Genomic DNA, 20,207 nt, shown 5'->3' on the forward strand with positions numbered 1-20,207 from the left:
TATGAAAAAGACATTAAAAAATGGATTTGTTGCATTGTCTATGCTAGCAATCCTTGCATCTTGTAAAAAAGAAGGCACTCTAAACGCAAATTTAGATGCGATTGATCAAAATATAATTAAAGATAAAAACGCAACCGATATTTGGTTGGATCAAAATTTTTTAACCCCTTATAATATAGAAACCAAATACCGATTTGATCGTTTTGAACTGCCATCAGGAAAGAACATCACACCGCCGGCGGTGGATAAGGTAATCCCTGCAATGGAAATGGTTCGTGATGTATGGATCAGACCATACGAAGTGGTGGGTGGTGCAGATTTTATTAAAAAGATTTCTCCAAAACAATTTGTGTTGGCGGGTAGTGCCGAGTATAACAGTAATGGATCAATAACACTGGGAACTGCAGAAGGAGGACGTAAAATTGTGCTCTATGTGGTTAACTCTTTTGATAAAACCAACCTGGCATCAGTTAAGCAGATGATTCAGGTTATTCAACACGAATACACCCATATTTTGAATCAAACTGTTGATTTTTCACCAGAATATCAAACCGTTTCTCGTGGTGGGTACGAGGCAAACTGGACGCAGAGGCCACTTTCTGAAGCATATTCATTAGGTTTTATTACACAATATGCAAGGGTATCTCCAGGCGAAGATTTTGCTGAACAATCGTCTAACATGTTGATGATGGGTAGAGTACAATATAATGGTATTGTTGCCTCTCTTCCTGCTGACGCACAAATTAAATTAAAAAAGAAAGAACAGTATGTAGTTGATTATTTTAAAACAGCTTTTAATATCGACTTTTATCAGTTGCAAACTGAAGTGCAAAAAGCATTATTTAAAATTTCTGCACCAGTATTGCATAAAATGATTGGTCTAGGTATCGGATACACTACATTAACAACAAACCCTTCTGTAGACCCTAGTCAGTCGACAGAATTTTTAACGACGTGGAACACCTCGAAAACTGCTGTTGCAGCCATTGGAGGTGCAGGCAGACAGTTAAATAATATGCAGTTTATTTTTGGTACGGGTAATTTACTAACTGTGCGCTATAATTACACCAACTCAGCTGGTTCGGTATTGCAGGCAGATGCAGATTACACTATGGTTGTAAATGCAACGACCGGAGTAGCAACGATTACCTTAAATGCAACTCAACCAACAACAACAACTTATACTAATATGAATACCTTGAGGCCAGGTGTTGCTGCGATCAACACTTATTTAACATCAAGTACTTTTAGAATAAACTGGATTAACCAAATTATACCAGGGCAAATTGGGTTTGTAGGTTCTTTAGGAGCATTTTATAAATCAACAAATGCCAATTCTTACATCTATGGAGTCATGGGGAATTAATTTAAAGACAAATTGACATGAAAAAAATACTATTATATTCATTATTATCTTTTTCCCTTTTTACAGGATGTAAAAAAGATGAGACTCTGGTTGATGGACAACGACCGGAAGAAAGGATTACTGAAGCAGTAACTAAATATTCAAATACTTTAACAGGCAGTACTTATGGCTGGAAAGCTTTCTTATATCCTGATGGGGGAGGCGGTTACTCTTTTTACCTGAATTTTAATAAAGAAAACAAGGTTACCATGTACGCCGATTTAGATTACGATCCGGCACAAAAGAGTATGGAAAGTACGTATAAGGTAAGAGCATTGCAAAATCCTACCCTATCATTCGATACCTATAATTATATGCATATTCTTGCTGATCCTAATCCAAGTACTTTTGGTGGTGTAGCAGGATGGGGAGTTTATTCAGATTTCGAGTTCTCTATTGATAAAGAGACTGGGGATACTATAAAATTAACCGGTAAACTACTTGGAAGTAAATTGGTTTTAGTGAAGGCTACACAAGCTGAGAAAACTTCATATGACTCAAAAGGATTGTACAATTCAATTAATACTACAGTAAATTATACAACAGCAAATAAAAATTTATATGTTTTATTGGGCGATGCAACTAAAGTGCAAACTACAATTGATGTATTTAATAAGATTTTCAGTTTAACCTGGGAAGATAATGGAGACGTAAAAACAACCTCTACGGGATTTGCATTTACCTTAACCGGAATAGTTTTAAAAGAACCTTTATTTTATAAAGGTAAAAAAATAACAGAGTTAACATGGGACCCTGTTAAGGGAGTTTATTATACAACTGTTGATGGTGTAAGGGTTGAAGTCATAATTTCGGCAACACCAATTTTACCTTTGCATTTATTAATAGGTATAAATTATACGACCATAACTGCACCTAATGGTACAACATATCCGGGTTGGTCAGCAGATTTTCAAACCAGACGAGCTTCAGCAGCAGCAGCAATGTTAGCAGGCCCATACGGGCTAAGGCTTGATAAAATGACTTTCAAGTTTAATACAATTCAAAAAACGATGGTTTTAACGGTTGATATATACCAGGGAGCAACCAGGTTTGTTGGAGATTTTCCATATACCTATACAAAAACAACTGCTGGTGTTTATAAATTCACAGCGGGAGCACCTACAGGAAACGCAGCATTGATTGTTGCTAATATGGCTCCTTTAACCACACAGCGTTTAGATGTTAATCAGTTTACCTTAGACTATTTTACTCATCCGACAACTGGCGCAGTGTTAGGACAATTTAAGAGTGTAGAAAACCCAGGTTTTACATTTACAGGAACATTACAATAAATTATATGCGCTCTTAATACCCTTACTCAAAAGGTAAGGGTATTAAATTTTATGATGATTGTGAAAAAAAGCCCCATCCTAAAAAGTGGGGCTTTTTTATGACATAATTTTTAATTCCCTCCAACCGTTTTATCTGTATATTTGCAACAATGAAAAAGAAAGTAGTTTTTATCTTATTTCTGTTTGCCCTAACTTTTGCCATTAGCCCTAAGGTTAATGCGCAATGTGCTATGTGTAGCATTAATGCAGAGCAAGGTGTAAAAAATGGTAATACACAAGCCGAAGGATTAAATACCGGAGTAATCTACTTATTGTCTATTCCTTATCTGATGGCACTTGTTGTTGGGGTGATTTGGTATAAAAAATACCGCAAAAAGAATGTTCAGCTTAACATGAAAAGCGAGCCGATTAACCTGAATTAAGCAATGTCTGATAAAACCTCTAAGCTATATGCAATGGTGCATGCAAAATGCCCGCATTGTCGCAGAGGCGATATTTTTACAGGCAGTATGTATGGCTTTAACATTCAGCATACCAAAGAAATTTGCAGCCATTGTGCACAAAGGATTGAAATAGAGCCCGGTTATTTTTATGCGGCAATGTATGTAAGTTATGCAATGAATGTGATAGAAATGCTGATTGCCAGTTTTATTACCTACTTAATTTGTGGTCCTTTAACTGACGAAACTTTTTGGACCTACCTTATTGTGATTTTTGCAGGATGTTTTCTCTTATATCCATTCAATTACAGATATTCGAGAATTATTTTATTACACGTTTTATCGCCAAATATTAAGTACAAACCTTATTACGATAAATAGATTAATTGTTTAAACTGTTTGAATCGGTAACTGAGTGACAGAATATTTAGTTTTTAAACTGTTTAATCGCTCAATTAAACAATTAACCGATTAAATAAGTTAACCAAAAAACAATTAAACCAATACTGTATGCTTAAAAAAGAAACCCTCAATTTTATTGGAGATGTTGCGGAGAATAACAACCGAGAATGGTTTGCTGAAAATAAACCTAAGTATGAAGAAGCTAAGGCTGATGTTCTTAATCTGGTTGCAGCAATTATCCCCGAGCTCTCTAAAATTGATCCGCTAATATCTGCAGAAACTGATCCTAAAAAATGCCTGATGCGGATTTATCGCGATGTGCGCTTCAGCAAAAATAAAGACCCGTATAAAACTAATTTTGGCATTTGGTTTTCTTCCCGCAGTAAAGGAGGAAATGAACCTGGTTATTATTTGCATGTGCAACCCGGAATGAGCTTTGTAGCCGGAGGTTACTGGATGCCCGATGCACCACACGTAAAACTAATCCGTCAGGAAATAGATTATAACATAGGCGATTTCAAAGAAATTATAAATAACAGTGATTTTAAGAAAAATTTTAAACTAGGCAGCGGAGGCGCATTGAAAAATGCCCCTAAAGGTTATGATCCTGCTGATCCCAACATCGAATTTTTAAAGTTGAAAAGCTTCGAGGCTTCCATGCAACTAAATGATGTGGAGTTTTTTAAGCCGGCACTCGTTAATAAGTTAATAAGTTCTTTTAAAACAGTTCAACCATTAGTTGCATTTTTACGAAATGCGGTTGATGCGCAATAATTCCTGTTGTTATGGGTTTAACAAATAAATACAGTTACTGAACCCTTAAAATAATTGATTAACCAAAAAATAAAAATGAAAAATACCTTTCTTGCATTTGCTATCTTCCTGTTTGCATCCTCAATAACTTCCTGCGTTATTTTATCACCTAAAAAATATAAAGCCTTACTTGGCACAAAAGATTCTTTATATACGGCTTTTAATGAAGGACAAATTAAAATAGAAAACCTGGAAGGTGAAGTAAAAAAACTGAAGAAAGATACGGCATTAATGGCCGAAGAATTACGCGATATACAAAGCCGTTATAATGATGTTGATGCAAACTATAAGAAACTTAAAAACAATAGCTCATCAGAAATTACTAAACTATCAGGAGATTTAGCCGCAAGAGAAAAACGACTTAAAGAAGTAGAAGAGGTATTGCGTAAACGCGATGAAGCTACTAATCAATTAAAAGAAAAACTGCAACAAGCGTTATTGGGCTTCACAAAAAGTGGCCTGACCGTGGATATTAAAAATGGAAAAGTATACGTTTCTTTAATGGATAAGCTTTTATTTCCGTCGGGTAGTATTATTATCGATGATAAAGGGAAACAGGCACTTAGCCAGCTTGCAAAAGTTTTAAAAGAACAACCTGAAATTAATATTGCAGTTGAAGGGCATACAGATAATCAGAAAGTAAATAATCTGGGTCAAATTAAAGATAACTGGGATTTAAGTGTTTTAAGATCAACATCTGTTGTGCGTTTCTTAACCGAAGGCGAAAAAGTAGAAGGGGTTAGAATGACCGCTACAGGTAAAGGCGAATTTCAGCCGCTTGCTCCCAATACAGGCGCTGATGGCAGAAGTAAAAACAGAAGAATTGAGATCGTGTTGTCACCAAAATTGGATGAATTATACAATCTGATCAAATAATCCGGGACATAAAAACAAATATCTAAAATAAAATAGGCCATCTGACAACATCTGATGGCCTATTTTTATATAGAAAAATCTGAGGTATTGCCTTTTAGTATTCTCGATCCTGTACTTGGCGCTCTTGTTTCAACTTAGGACTGAAGACGCAATCGTGACTAACTTCGTTTATATGATTTCAGAATTTTAAAAGTGTGATCAAACTCTATTCCATTTAAATTTGCATAATCGGGCATTGAAATTTTATGGGTTGTTAAAAAGTTTAATAACTCTTTAATAACATTCGATACTTCTTCTGTTGCATCGGTATGTTTTAAACAATCGATTTTGATTAACATTAACGATATTTCATGCATTTTAAACTCATTTTTTGAGGCAAGTTTAATTCCAGATTCTATTTCGATAAGTGATTGTTCAAAATTATCAGTGTAGTTGTAAAAATTTGCCTTAAATACGCTAAAGGCAGTCGTTACGAAGTGCGTATGGTAGGTATAATCCGAGCTTATTATTTTTTCTAGAAATTGTATAATTCTTTGAGCCTTTTTAAAATAGTGAAGCTGCAGATAGGTTTGACCTAAAATAATTAATAAAAAAGGAGAGAAAACGGAAGACCGGATGTAAAATATGTTTGGGTACTTATTTAAAATGGCCATTATAAAACGATGGCATTCTGCATAGTTTTTCTGAGAGAAAAGAGTCAGTAAAACCAGGCGGTAAGTCAGTAATTCTGTCGTTGTTAAATCCTCGTTTTTTAAAGGTTTACTTTTATCAATTTCCCGGCAAAGCTTAATAATCTTCTCCTCTAAAGTTTTACTTTCATTGGGTTTATTATTCAGGTTATTGTTAAAGTATAGAATCAGATCGTAAGGATTGATTGGGAAAAGTTCATTTAACCTTTTATAATTTCTTTTCAAAAGCTGCATATTATTATTTAGAGCGGCCTTATCAATATCAATCAGATAAATTAGACATTCTATAACATGAAGCATAATCTGTATATCTTCATTTAATACATGATCAGATACTTTTTTGATGGTTTCTTTGTACAAATTATCCATCGTTCTCCCCATTGCCATAATATCAACAAAATCGATATCGATGCTTTGTTTATTGAAGTTTGAATTGGGTTTACTCAACTCGTACCTCGTTATATGACAAATAAAATCGAAAGAATTATTTTTCTCCAGGTTTGAAAATGGAAGTTGTAAGATATTCTTTAATTCAGAAATCTTATTTCGGTTAATGCAAAACCGGATTGTCCAGTTTAAAATGTGATCCCTTAAATTGGTCTGATCATTAAAGTTTGTTAAAATATATTCGAAAAATTCTTTACTCGGTCTGTATTGGAATTTCTCTGTAATCTGAATAAAAATGAAATAAGTATAAATATCATTGCTTAAAAAGCGGATTACCTCAGTTGGAATTGAGGTGCTTAATCTTTTTTCTTCAATAATAATTCCGGTAAACAGCAACTCCTGATAAGCCTCCGGATACGAAATTACATAGTTTAATATTTCTTCTTTCGCTACCCTTAAACCTTTATTGCCCGTAGTTAAACATTCGCTGATCTTCTTCAGGATAAATATTTTCTCTGTACTGTTTTTCGAAAGAAATACCTTTTTCTCTAAGAAAAAATTAATGAGCTCATAACATAACAAAGGATTAGAAAGATCGAGCAGATTGGTTTCATTCTTTAACTTAAAATAAACCTGTAACCAAAATGGTATTTTAAACTGGTTGAGCAGAGTGGGGTGGATATCATTTTTACCAATCGTTTTACCTTCAATCTGACTCAGCGTGTATAATATTTCTTCCGCATTTAAAGAAGGAACATTACTCAATAGATCGGAGTCGTAAAACAATCCATTATACCAGGTTTTGGTTAAAAAAGCAGAACCGGTAATTACGGGTTGTAAATTTACCCAGGAGTTTGTTCTTAACCCGAAAACAATTTTAACGAAATTATTTTCTTCAATGCTGCATAAAAAATCAATAAAAACTTTAAAGTACTTGCTCTTCAGTAAATACTCATCAATCCCGTCAAGGATCAATACAAATCTTCCTTCCCTTTTTTCGGGGTTTTTCTTGAAATAGGTAATCAGCTCACTAACACTTCCAAATTTAAATTCTTTTAAAAACCAATCTTTAAAGGTTAATCCATTTTGGATAATGGCATTTATACTCGTTGAATTAATTAATAAAACAATATCATTTTTATATAGTGCATGCTCTGAATAAAAGAAATGTTCAACAATGTGACCAAGCAAAATGGATTTCCCGTGTCCGGGTTGTGCACTAATGGTTGTAAACTGGTAATTATTTTTTAAGAAATAGTCAAAATCAGGGTAAAAGAAGCTCCGGTTTGCTGTAGAGGAGAAAGGTACACCCGAATTATTCTTTTTTGCAATTAACGAGATATCGGTAATGGCATGGGTTTTAAGTTTTAAATTTTGCCAAATACTTTGAACAGAAGAGATCTGATTTTCTTTGTCTTGACAGAAAGCATCCCAATCGGAATAACCAATGTATTGCGACAGACTGTTTAATGTAAATAGAGAGAATTTATGTAAAGTATTTGCAAAGCCAAAAAAACGCTTAATAGTCGTTTCACTAACGTAATTTTTGGTTTCTTGAAATACAAATTCAGAAATTACCTTACAGTGCCCGGGGTCTATATTTCTTAGTCCAGACTTTATAAGTACAAACTTCCTTAATTCTTGATGGAGTTCGCTAGCGTTCATTAAATATAGAGATGGATGACTTTGCTAATGTCATCATAATTTCACAATCATTGAAATGATTTTTGCAAGAAAAATTTCTATGAACGAAATGAATGAAAGATTAGGAAAAAACAATGAATAGTAATGGATAAATAAGGTGCTCGGTGTAAATGTAGATTTGTCATAATCTTTAATGCCTAAATAGTGTAACACAAAAGTGCATTATAACATTGTATTTCCCTAATAAATGCTGACATGATGAAAAATTTTACCTCTCACCTCCTAAAAGGACTAATCTGCAATACGCCCGTATTTGCGATCATCATTTTATTAACGCTCTTAAATTCAAAATCGTATGCGCAAACTAAAGTTTATGCAAATGAAGTTACGGTTCAAAGTAATGTAACGAATGCAGCAAATGCAATTTCACAATCTCCAACAACTTTTGCAACCGTTAATTCTTATGGAGGTGTAGCTGGAGGTCTTTTTTCTTACAACGGAGAATTGGAATTAAAATATCCGGCTACTGTTCCGGCAGGTACAACTTCGTACGTGCGAATTGATTTTAACGCAGATGTTTTAAATGCTTTATTAGGAGGAAATCTGGGAGGATTCTTAGCCAATGTATTAGGGAACGTTGTGCTGGGCGACCACTCTTTCGAAATCGGAGCCCGTAATTCAAGTGGTACAACAGTGATTAGCGGATCAAGTACCGGTGCTTTTTCAAGTCCAAATTTAAGATTAGTTAAAGATGCCAACGGCTTTTTCTATGTTGCAATAACACCAACAGTGCCTTACGACAGGGTTTATGTAAAAGATATAACAAGGGCTTTATTACTTGGAGCTACAAACAATACTAAAGTTTACTATGCTTTTTACGGCACCGGAATTGACCCTTGTGCGCAGGCATTTGCCACAGGTTACGAAGGCGATGGCTTAACTGTTGACCTTTTGGGGCTCGGAAAAGCAGGGGTAACAAATAGTGAAAGGGCTATTGATGCCGATCAAACTAATTATTCGGAAGTAAGCCTGGGTGCATTAGGTGTAGCAGGATCAATCAGTCAAAACTTCTATTTCGAAACATTATCTAATGCAGGTGATGAATTTAATTTAAGATTTCGAACTGCTCCGGCCTTATTAAATGCCGGATTGTTAAATAATATTTCTGTAACCGCTTATAATGGTACCACGCAAGTATTTACACAACCTGCTTCAACGCTGTTAAATGTAGATTTACTCGGGCTGCTACAAACAGGACAAGTGGTGTCTGTTCCGTTTGCTCCGGGCTTAGCTTTTGACCGGGTTAAAGTAACCGTATCCTCATTATTGAATGCGAATTTAACACAAAGTATTTTTATTTATGGTTTAACAAGATCTGCCGGACGACCAACATTTACTGCTCCGGCAAGCAATGCGGTATCAATTTGCTATAATACATCTACAAATTTAACTGCAACAACCACTGCTGCCAACGAGCTAAGGTGGTATGATGCGGTAGATGGTGGAACCTTGCTGGCAACAACAGCCTTTAACGGAAGCTATCCTACAGGGCTGCTAACTGCAAATAAAACCTATTACGTTGCTGCCAGAAGGTTAAATTGTACAGCAGAATCGGGCAGGGTACCAGTTGTGGTAACGGTTAATCCGGCAATAGTATTTAATACAACGACTTTAAGTAACGCTACTGTTGGTTTTACATATACCAAACAAATTAATGTTGCCGCAGGTGGTACTCCAAATTACACCTATACACTGGCTGCGGGAAGTACATTGCCTGCTGGTTTGAGTTTATCAGCAGCAGGATTAATTACCGGAACACCAACAGTTGCAAATGATTATACTTTTTCAATTACGGCTACTGACAATAAAGGCTGTACAGTAACCACGCCATTTAATTTAAAAGTAACCGCAGCTTTAGTTTTAACTCCGGGTGCTTTAGCAAATGGCATTACCGGAACGGTATATACTACACAAACCATTCCGCCGGCTACAGGTGGTACTGGGCCATATGTATATGCCGCTACCAATCTTCCTCCGGGATTAACGTTTGATCCTGCTACCCATCAAATTTCGGGTACCCCAACTTTAAAGGGAAATTATACAATTCCTGTTACGGTTACCGATGCAAATGGAAATTCAATTACTTCAAACTATACCATTAAAGTAACTGATCCATTGGCTTTACCTGCAACAACACTGGCAGATGGAGTTACCGGTACAGTATATAATACGCAGGTGATTCCTTCGGCCACAGGTGGTATCGGACCTTTTGCTTATTCGGCAACTGGCCTCCCTCCGGGACTAACCTTTAACCCAACAACCAGAGAAATTACCGGAACGCCAACACAAGCCGGAAATTACACCGTTTCGGTGACTGTAACTGATGCAGATGGAAAAACAGCGACAACAAATTATCCTGTAAAAGTAACCGATCCACTTTTACTTCCTGCAGCTACTTTAGCTGATGGAACAGTGGGCGTAACTTATCCTGCTCAAACTATTCCTTCAGCAACAGGTGGGGTAGGACCATATGCTTATGTGGCAACTAATCTGCCTCCGGGATTAACCTTTAACCCGGCAACCAGAGAAATTACCGGTACCCCAACACAAGCCGGAAATTATGCTGTTGCGGTAACCGTTACCGACAGTCAGAATAAAACGGTGACTACTAATTATCCGGTTAAAGTTATCGGACAACTTTCTTTACCATCCGCAACATTGCCAAATGGTGTAGTAGGAGATGTATATGCAACACAAACTTTACCGGCCGTTTCTGGTGGAACATCCCCTTATACTTATTTAGCCACAAACCTTCCTCCGGGATTAAGTTTTAATACGGTTACAAGAGAAATTACTGGTACGCCAACCGTTGGTGGAAATTATACAATTTCTTTAACAGCTACGGATGCAAATAATAATAAAGTTAATACAGATTATACCATAGCTGTTACTGTAAAAGCTCCGGTTGCTGCAAATGCGAGTGTTTGCGCAGGAAATCCGGCTACACTTAGCGTAAGTAATTTGCAAACCGGCGTAACTTATAACTGGTATGCATCTTCAGGAAGTACCGCTTTAGTAACCAATAATACAGGCGTATTTACCACTCCAACAGTAAGTACTCAAACCATATTTTATGTAGAAGCCGTATCTGGCACGGCAGTAAGCAGCCGTACAGCGGTTACGGTTTCTATAAATCCTGCTGCTGCTCCAGCAGTAATAACCACTAACAATCAGGTTATAAATAGCGGGCAAACCACAACTTTATCTGCAACTGCTGATGCCGGAAATACAATTAACTGGTATGCCGCAGCAACAGGAGGGACTCAATTGGCTACAGGTACATCGTTTACCACACCCGCCTTAAACACAACCACAACTTATTACGTTGAAACTGTTAACAGCAATGGTTGTGCAAGCGCAAGCAGGGTTCCGGTAACGGTAACTGTAATTACAGGTGCAGGTAATCCAAACTGTAATGCAGCGAACAAACAAAATACAGGTATTACTGGTCTTTGTTTATTATGTAATATTGATGGCGCCGGAAATTCTACTGACGCAGATTTAACAAACTATACCAGAATATCACTGGCTGTGGGTGTAACATCAGTTGGATATCAACAATTAATCTTCCCATCAGCTGGGGTTGCTACAGATAGCATTCGCCTGGATTTGGCAACACCAACCGGTTTGCTTGACCTTGGTGTTTTAGGAAACATAACGGTTAATGTACTTAACGGAAGTACTATCGTAAAAACGTATCAGTTAAATTCTTCTCTCTTAGATCTGAAACTTTTAAGTGGAAACCGTTTTGTGGCTACCTTACTTGCAGGCGGTACTTATGACCGTGTGGAAGTGAGATTTGGTGCCCTGATTTCAGCCATATCCAGTCTGGATATTTATGGTGCACAGGTTATTTATCCTAATCCAACAATAACTGCAGGAAATCAAACGATTTGTTCAGGAAGTACAGCCACTTTAACCGCTACAGCAAATGGAGGTACTACACTAAACTGGTATAGTGCTGCAACAGGAGGTACTTTATTGGGTACTGGAGAAACATTTACAACACCAGCTTTAACTGCAACAACAACTTATTATATTGAAGTACTAAAAGGAACCTGTGCAAATGCAACAAGAGTTCCGGTAACGGTAACAGTTACTCCGGTATTAACTGCACCGGTACTTGCCCCAATAGCAGGCGCATGTCAGGGTTCTGCTGCAACTTTATCCGTTAGTAATCCTGATGCCGCCATTACTTACAGATGGTATGATGCTGCAGCTGCCGGAAACCTTGTATTTACAGGCGCTGTATTTACGACTCCGGTTTTAACTGCTAATACAACTTATTATGTAGAGGCATTGCAAGGTAATTGTACCAGTGCTACCCGTACTGCAGCTGCGGTAACCGTAACCCCTCGTCCGGCTTTACCGGTTGTTACAGTCTCTGCATCAACTGTAAGTGCTGGTCAAACGGCCATTTTAACCGCAGGCCCTTCTGATCCTAATGTGAGCTTTAAATGGTATACTTCGGCAAATGCTACATCAGCAGTTTATACCGGCGACACTTATGTAACGCCACCTTTAACTGCGAGCACCACTTATTATGTAGAGTCTGTTTCAAATACCTCAGGCTGTGTATCTGCCAGTCGTGTTCAGGTAACGATTACCGTTGATGGTGGAGGATCTCCAAACCCTGTGCCTTGTGAGTCTCCGGTAAGCCAAACCAGCGATGTAGTTGGCGTAGCTTTATTATCGGGTGTGTTTAACCCAAATCTGGCTATTGATAATGACACACAAACGGCATCTTCATTGGTTATGCCGGTTGGTGCATTAGGTGCTTATGCTTATCAAACAGTTAAATTCAGCTCGCTTTCAAGCGTAGGAGATACCGTTCGTATGCTGGTTTCTACCCCTGGAAAATTATTGTCATTGGGTTTGTTAAATGGTGCTCAGGTTACAAGCTATAATGGTACCACCAGTAACAACGATACCAGACTTTTAAATAATACGACCTTATTAAACGTTCAATTATTGAGCGGAGACACGCAGGCCCTGATTACTTTTGTACCAACCGCTACATTTGATGGAATTGAATTAAGATTAAATTCCGGATTATTAGGCGCATTGGCCTCAATTAATTTTAACTATGCACAAAGAGTGATGGTTGCACCAACCGTTGCTGCTGCAAATGTTACGGCTTGTGCAGGTCAAACGGCTCAGTTAAGCGTAAGCAATCCTTCGGCGCTGCTTACTTACAGATGGTACGATGCTTCGGGAACTTATTTAGCTGGCAAAGACGGAACTACATTTACAACACCGGCTTTAACTGCAAATACAAAATACTATGTATCAGGGGTGTCTGCTTCAGGTTGCGTAAGCTACAGAACGGTGGTTAATGTAACCATCAATCCATTAGCGGTGGTGCCAGAATTACTGTCGCCAAATGTTAATACCTGTTTAACCACATCGGCAACCTTCCAGGTTAAAAATCCGGTTGTGGGCACTACTTATAACTGGTATAGCAACTCAATTTCCACAACGATTTTATTTACAGGAGATAAATTTATTACCCCTTTAGTTACAGGCAATACAAGTTACTTTGTAGAGGCTGTAAATAGCTGTGGTTCTGCCTCAGCAAGAACCGAGGCAACGGTTACGATTGGTTCAATTGATATTCCTGTAGTTACGCCGCCTTCTGTAACTATAAGTGAAGGTTCTGTAGCTTCATTAACTGCAACTTCGAGTACAGCAGGTGCCACGATTAACTGGTACGACAGCCCGGGAGCCATTATTCCAGTATTTACAGGAGAAACTTATGTAACCCCACCTTTAACTGCAACAAAAACTTATTATGTGGAAGCAACGGTTGCAGGCGGTTGTCCTGCAACGGCCAAAGCAACGGTGACAGTAACTGTTATTCCTAATGGTACGCCAACACCAACGCCTTGCGGAGCGGCTACAATTGCTACGGCTAAAGGTGTAGATGGAATAGCACTCTTAGCAGATGTGTTTAATCCTAATTTAGCTGTTGATAATGACGTGAATACAGGATCAAGTCTGGTGATGCCAGTTGGTGCACTGGGCGCATCAGTATATCAGCGATTAGGATTTACCGGAGGCTTATCAAACGTGGGCGATACCTTAATTGTAAAAATCACTTCGCCGGGTAAATTATTATCATTGGCGGTATTGCCAAGTTTAACCCTAACTACTTTTAATGGTACAACAAGTAATAACGATGGCATAACGATAAACAATCCGCTAGTTGACCTGAAATTATTAAGCGATGGAAGCGAAGCTACTTTAAGATTTGTACCAACTGCTCCGTTTGATGGAGTAGAATTAAGACTAAGCTCAGGCTTATTGGGTGCTTTAACTTCGGTAAATCTAAATTATGCACAACGTACCACAACCTTACCAACCGTTGCAGCTGCAGCAGTTAGTGCTTGTCAGGGTACATCGGCAACGCTTACCGTTACTAATCCAAAAGCAAATACAATATATAAATGGTACCAGGGCACAACTTATCAAGCCGGTAAAGATGGTGTAACTTTTACCACTGATCCGGCGTTAACCGCAGGTAGTTACGATTTCTTTGTAACCGCTTCCGCATATGGTTGCGAAACTAAACCGATAAAAGCGGTGGTAACCATTTTGCCTCCTGCAACTATTCCTGTTCCATCACCAACCAATCCGGCCACAACCTGCGTAAATACACCGGCAACTCTTAGTGTGGTGGCCATAGCAGGTGTTACCTATAACTGGTACGATGCGGCAACAGGTGGAAACGTTTTGGTAAATAACAACAGCAGCTTTACCACTTCAGCTTCTTTGGCTGCGGGAAATACATACGATTACTATGTTGAAGCCGTAAGCGGAAGCAATTGTGCTAATCCTACCCGTACTAAAGTTAGCATTACGGTTAATCCATCCTCAACCGCAAGTGACATTACAGTTGCCGGAAATACTTCATTATGTGCTTCGGGTGTAGCCGTTCTTACAGCGAGCAGTACAACGGTTACCAATCCGGTATTTACCTGGTACAGCGATGCAGCCTTAACAAATGTTGTTTCTAATGCAGCACAGTTTACCACTTCAGCCATTACTGTAACAACCAAATTTTATGTAACGGTAAGCGGTACCAATAAATGTGCTAATGCACCTGGAAGTGCGCAAGAAGTAACCATCACTGTTAATCCGGTTGCTACTGCTTCTGATATTAGTTTATCGGGTACAAGTACCATATGCGGAGGATCTGCAGTAACCCTTACTGCAACTTCAACAACGGTTACTAATCCGGTATTTACCTGGTACAGTGATGCAGCTTTAGCTACTAAAGTATTTGAAGGAGCAACATTTACAACCGGAATTTTAAATGCAAACACCACTTTTTATGTAACCGTTAAGGGAGATAACAAGTGTGAAAATACGGCAGCAACAGCCAAACCAATTACCATTACGGTAAACCCGATTGCAACTGATGCAGATATCGCCATTAGCGGTTTAACTACCATTTGTAAAGGTTCAACAACAACCTTATCTGCTGGCAGTACAACGGTTACTAATCCGGTATTTACCTGGTATAGTGATGCCGCATTAACAACAATTGCACATACAGGTGCATCGTTTACAACGCTTCCTCTTAATGCTTCAACAACTTATTATGTTACTGTAAGAGGAGACAACAGGTGCGAAAATAAAACAGATGCAAAAGTGGTTAATGTAACGGTAAACGATTACGCAACAGCGGCAGATATTACCTTGAACAACGCAAACATTTGTTCAGGATCTTCTGTGGTACTAATGGCTTCAAGCTTAACTGTAACACAACCAGTATTTACCTGGTATAGTGATGCCTCATTAACTAGTGTGGTATTTACAGGTCCAACATTTAACATCCCATCATTAACAACGAACACAACTTACTACGTAACCGTTAAAGGGGCGAATAAATGTGAGAATGGCGCTGCAGACGCTAAAGTTGTAACGGTTACGGTTAACCCATTGGCCACTATGACCGATATTATGGTTAATGGCAGTACAACAGCTTGCGCAGGATCTTCAGCAACACTTTCAGCTACGTCAGCAACGGTAACTAACCCGGTATTTACCTGGTACAGCGATGCGGCCTTAACAAATGTAAGTTTCATAGGGGCTAATTTTGTAACCCCTGCTTTATCTGCCAATACCACTTACTACGTAACCGTAAAAGGCGATAATAAATGTGAAAATGCTCCAGGTACAGCTAAATCAATTGGCATTACCGTTAAACCGATCGCAACAGCAACTGATATTACCACTGTCGATGCAACCATTTGCGCTGGTACTTCAACAACATTAATGGCCAGCTCAGCAACAGTTACTAATCCGGTATTTACCTGGTACAGCGATGCTGCTTTAACTACAGTGGCATTTACAGGGGCCAGCTATGCAACTAATCCTTTAAATACCACAACTAAATTTTATGTAACGGTAAAAGGCGATAACGTTTGTGAGAATTCGCCACTTACGGCAAAAGTGGTTACGGTAACGGTTAATACAGCTGCAACAGCCGCTGATGTTACCATTTCTACACCAAATAAAATATGCGGAACTGGAACAGCTGTAATTAATGCCAGCTCAACTACGGTGACCAATCCCGTATTTACCTGGTACAATGATGCTTCATTAACCAGTGTTGCCTTTGTAGGACCAATTTTTACAACACCAACATTAACAGCAAACACCACTTATTATGTAACCGTAAAAGGTGCAAATAAATGTGAAACTACTGCAGCCAACGCCACGGTAGTAACGGTTATTGTTAATCCACTTGCAACAGCAGCAGATGTAACAGTAAATGGTTCAACCAGTGTTTGTGCAAATTCATCTGCCATACTTACTGCAGGTTCAACCACAGTAACTAATCCAATATTTACCTGGTATAGTGATGCAGCTTTAAATAATGTAGTCTTTACAGGTGCTGTATTTACAACACCAGTATTAACCACTAATACCAGTTATTATGTAACCGTAAAAGGGGATAATAAATGTGAAAATGCTGCAGCGAATGCGAAATCGGTTAACTTAACCGTTAACCCGGTTGCTTCATCATCAGATATTGCTGCCACAGACGCAACAATTTGTTCAGGCTCTTCTGCAGCATTAGTTGCCAGTTCAACTACGGTTACCAATCCGGTATTTACCTGGTACAATGATGCATCTTTAACCAGTGTTACTTTTGTAGGAGCATCATTTAATACCCCTGTATTAACCGCTACAACTAAATATTATGTAACCGTTAAAGGTGATAACAGATGTGAAAGCTCTCCGGCCTCTGCAAAAGTGGTAACCGTAACTGTAAATTCAGCTGCTATATCAGATGATGTTACTTTAACAACATCAAGTAATGTAATCTGCGGTTCAGGAATAGTAACCATAAGTGCCAGTTCTACAACAGTTACCAATCCGGTATTTACCTGGTACAATGATGCATCTTTAACCAGTGTTGCTTTTGTAGGCCCAACATTTACAACGCCAAACTTAACAGTAACCACTACTTACTACGTAACCGTTAAGGGCGCTAATAAATGTGAAAATGCTGCTGCAAATGCCAGACCAATTACCATTAAGGTTAACCCTACGGCATTGGCTTCAGATGTTTCTGTAACGGGATCAACTTCAATTTGTGCAAATGCTGCAGCCAGCCTGACAGCCAGTAGCACAACGGTAACTAATCCAGTATTTACCTGGTACAGCGATGCTGCTTTAACCAATGCAGCATTTACAGGTGCCGTATTTACAACACCTGTATTAACCACCAATACCACTTACTATGTAACGGTTAAAGGTGATAACAGATGTGAAAACACTGCTGCAAATGCTAAATCGATAAGTATCGTAGTTAATGCTTTACCAAATAATCCGGTTATTGCAAGTGCAGGAACAAGTGTTTGTGCCGGCGATGCAACTACATTAAATATTTCAAATGCACAGGCAGGTGTTACCTACGAATGGTACAGCGCTGCAACAGGAGGTAGTTTGCTATTTACAGGTACTTCTTATACTACACCAACCCTGGCAGCTACAACAGATTATTATGTGTTGGCTATTGGAACAGGGGGCTGTAATAATAACGGAGGAAGAGTAAAAATTACGGTTACCGTAAATCCTAAACCTACAGTGCCAACAGTTGCTTCATCATCTGTAAGTGTGTGTACAGGAAGTTCAGCTGCATTATCTGTTCTAAATCCTCAGACTAACGTAACTTATAATTGGTACACTAATGCAACAGGAGGAACAATTGCCGGAACAGGCAGCACTTTCTCAACACCAGCCGTAACTGCAAATGCTACTTATTATGTTGAAGCAGTATCTGGTACCTGTAGTTCAACATCAAGAACAGCCGTTAATGTTACACCATTACCAGTGCCGGTTGCACCTGCATCGGTAACACCTGCTAACGGAGTAATATGTGCGGGAAGTACAACGATATTGACGGTTAACAATCCGGTTGCCGGATTAATTTACAGATGGTATGCGGCTAGTTCAGGCGGTACATCACTTGCTGAAGGTATAACCTTTACCACTCCGGCTTTAACCACTAATGCAACCTATTATGTAGAAAGTATTGCAGTAGGAGGTTGTTCTAGTCCAACAAGAACCGCCGTATCTGTAACTGTTCTTCCAATATTGGAAAAACCAGTTGTGGTTTTACAAACTGCTGATCCGGGCAGCATCACTTTCGCCTGGGCAGCTGTAAATGGCGCAACAGGTTACGAAGTGTCAACAGATAATGGTTTAACATGGGTTGCCCCAACTTCTGGATCATCAGGCACAACCTATTTAGTGTCGGGTTTAAAACCAGATCAGGCGGTTACCATCATAGTAAGAGCAAAAGGTCAGATTGCCTGCCAAACCAGTGCAAATTCAAATCCATTTACAGGTAAGGCAACCAACCCGCTTGGAAACGATGTATATATTCCTAATGCATTTACACCAAACAATGATGGTAAGAATGATATCTTCCTGATTTACGGTAATACAATCGCCAGTTCAAAAATGTACATCTATACCCAGTGGGGTCAATTGATCTATCAGTCAAATTCAACAGCCAATGGTTGGGATGGAACATTCAAAGGTGTTAACCAGCCATCAGGAGTATATGTGTACATGGTTGAGGTTAACTTTAATGATGGAACCCAGATTTTAAGGAAAGATACCGTAACCTTAATTAGATAATGATAAGCAGGATAAATTTATAAACAGACAAAAAAGAATATTATGAAAATACTATCGGCTTTAAAAATATATGCAGTACTGGGATTTATGCTTCTGACAGCGAAATCTTTTGCCCAAACAGATCCGCACTTCTCTCAATACTACGCTTATCCGTTATGGTTAAACCCAGCATTAACCGGCGTAATCGATGGAGATTATAGGGGCTCCGTTAACATTAAACAACAATGGAGCGGACTTAGTAATTCCTTTTTAACGGGTGGGGCATCTTTTGATTTGGCCCCCAAAAAGAACTTCGCTTTCGGGGCTACTGTTTTAAATCAAAGGGCTGGCGATTTAGATTTTAATTACCTGGCGGCTCTGGTATCCGGCTCATATCGTTTAAGGTTTGGCCTGGAAGGTTTACAGATGATGAGTTTTGGTTTGCAGGCCGGTCTTATAAACCGAAGTTTTGATCTGTCAAAAGCCCGTTTCGGGGATCAGTATAATGCGGTTACCGGTTTCAATGGTACAGGTAATGGAGAAAATATATCCTCAACTTCCTCTCTTGTACCGGATATTAATGCAGGGGTAATGTATTTTGATGGTAATCCTAATCAAACTATAAATGTATTTGTTGGCGCAAGTGCAGCGCATTTAAATCGCCCGGTTGAACGTTTTTCCGGTACAAGTGAACGTACTCCAATTCGTTTTACAGCGCATGGAGGAGCAAGAATCAGAGCTTCAGAAATGCTGGATATTGTACCGAATGCCTTAGTGATGTACCAGGGAAATACGAACGAAATTTCATTGGGTGCTTACAGTCAGTTAACGCTTAATAATTCCTCAAATATATTATTTGGAGCAAATTACAGGGTTAAAGATGCTGCAATTGCATTTGTAGGTTTGCAGCTTAAAAACATGGTATTTGGCTTAAGTTACGATATCAATACCTCAACCTTTCAAAGGGCATCAAAAAGTAATGGGGGTTTAGAGCTATCGGTTACTTTAATTGGCCGCAACGGAATTATTGGCCCTAACTTCTTCTGTCCACGGTTATAAT

The 20,207-nt window shown here is 38.6% G+C and carries 9 protein-coding genes; 8 read left to right on the top strand and 1 reads right to left on the bottom strand.

What is annotated here, in order from left to right:
* The first annotated feature begins 1 nt into the window (after position 1).
* The 6 genes from O0955_RS14520 (at position 2) to O0955_RS14545 (ending at position 5,228) form a co-directional block, all read left to right on the top strand.
* On the top strand, positions 2–1,366 hold the full coding sequence (locus O0955_RS14520; protein ID WP_269428279.1) for a zinc-binding metallopeptidase: 1,365 nt from the start codon (positions 2–4) through the stop codon (positions 1,364–1,366).
* 17 nt (positions 1,367–1,383) lie between these two features.
* On the top strand, positions 1,384–2,697 hold the full coding sequence (locus O0955_RS14525) for a DUF4302 domain-containing protein (RefSeq protein WP_269428280.1): 1,314 nt from the start codon (positions 1,384–1,386) through the stop codon (positions 2,695–2,697).
* Positions 2,698–2,846: 149 nt separating this feature from the next.
* Positions 2,847–3,119 (top strand): hypothetical protein, encoded by a 273-nt coding sequence (locus O0955_RS14530; RefSeq protein ID WP_269428281.1) that lies wholly within the window; start codon positions 2,847–2,849, stop codon positions 3,117–3,119.
* 3 nt (positions 3,120–3,122) lie between these two features.
* Positions 3,123–3,518, top strand: a complete 396-nt coding sequence (locus tag O0955_RS14535; RefSeq protein ID WP_269428282.1) for a DUF983 domain-containing protein — start codon at positions 3,123–3,125, stop codon at positions 3,516–3,518.
* 129 nt (positions 3,519–3,647) lie between these two features.
* On the top strand, positions 3,648–4,313 hold the full coding sequence (locus O0955_RS14540; RefSeq protein ID WP_269428283.1) for a DUF2461 domain-containing protein: 666 nt from the start codon (positions 3,648–3,650) through the stop codon (positions 4,311–4,313).
* A 75-nt stretch (positions 4,314–4,388) separates the two neighbouring features.
* Positions 4,389–5,228: an OmpA family protein gene (locus tag O0955_RS14545; protein WP_269428284.1), complete on the top strand. Its 840-nt coding sequence runs from the start codon at positions 4,389–4,391 to the stop codon at positions 5,226–5,228.
* A gap of 158 nt (positions 5,229–5,386) precedes the next feature.
* Here the strand turns inward: O0955_RS14545 and O0955_RS14550 are convergent, their stop codons facing one another.
* Positions 5,387–7,969 (bottom strand): hypothetical protein, encoded by a 2,583-nt coding sequence (locus O0955_RS14550; RefSeq protein ID WP_269428285.1) that lies wholly within the window; start codon positions 7,967–7,969, stop codon positions 5,387–5,389.
* Between the two features lie 234 nt (positions 7,970–8,203).
* On the opposite strand from O0955_RS14550, the gene O0955_RS14555 reads away from it, so the two are divergent.
* Both O0955_RS14555 and O0955_RS14560 read left to right on the top strand, forming a co-directional pair.
* Complete coding sequence (locus O0955_RS14555; protein ID WP_269428286.1) at positions 8,204–19,168, top strand: Ig-like domain-containing protein; 10,965 nt, start codon at positions 8,204–8,206, stop codon at positions 19,166–19,168.
* A gap of 42 nt (positions 19,169–19,210) precedes the next feature.
* Positions 19,211–20,206 (top strand): PorP/SprF family type IX secretion system membrane protein, encoded by a 996-nt coding sequence (locus O0955_RS14560; protein ID WP_269428287.1) that lies wholly within the window; start codon positions 19,211–19,213, stop codon positions 20,204–20,206.
* Position 20,207 lies beyond the last annotated feature (1 nt).

Source organism: Pedobacter punctiformis (genome assembly GCF_027213715.1).
Taxonomy (GTDB): domain Bacteria; phylum Bacteroidota; class Bacteroidia; order Sphingobacteriales; family Sphingobacteriaceae; genus Pedobacter; species Pedobacter punctiformis.

Bases quoted from the DNA above. Each gene is read 5' to 3' on its own strand.
- O0955_RS14545 (WP_269428284.1), top strand. From the start codon at position 4,389: ATGAAAAATACCTTTCTTGCATTTGCTATCTTCCTGTTTGCATCCTCA.
- O0955_RS14525 (WP_269428280.1), top strand. From the start codon at position 1,384: ATGAAAAAAATACTATTATATTCATTATTATCTTTTTCCCTTTTTACA.
- O0955_RS14530 (WP_269428281.1), top strand. From the start codon at position 2,847: ATGAAAAAGAAAGTAGTTTTTATCTTATTTCTGTTTGCCCTAACTTTT.
- O0955_RS14550 (WP_269428285.1), bottom strand. From the start codon at position 7,969: ATGAACGCTAGCGAACTCCATCAAGAATTAAGGAAGTTTGTACTTATA.
- O0955_RS14560 (WP_269428287.1), top strand. From the start codon at position 19,211: ATGAAAATACTATCGGCTTTAAAAATATATGCAGTACTGGGATTTATG.
- O0955_RS14555 (WP_269428286.1), top strand. From the start codon at position 8,204: ATGATGAAAAATTTTACCTCTCACCTCCTAAAAGGACTAATCTGCAAT.
- O0955_RS14540 (WP_269428283.1), top strand. From the start codon at position 3,648: ATGCTTAAAAAAGAAACCCTCAATTTTATTGGAGATGTTGCGGAGAAT.
- O0955_RS14535 (WP_269428282.1), top strand. From the start codon at position 3,123: ATGTCTGATAAAACCTCTAAGCTATATGCAATGGTGCATGCAAAATGC.
- O0955_RS14520 (WP_269428279.1), top strand. From the start codon at position 2: ATGAAAAAGACATTAAAAAATGGATTTGTTGCATTGTCTATGCTAGCA.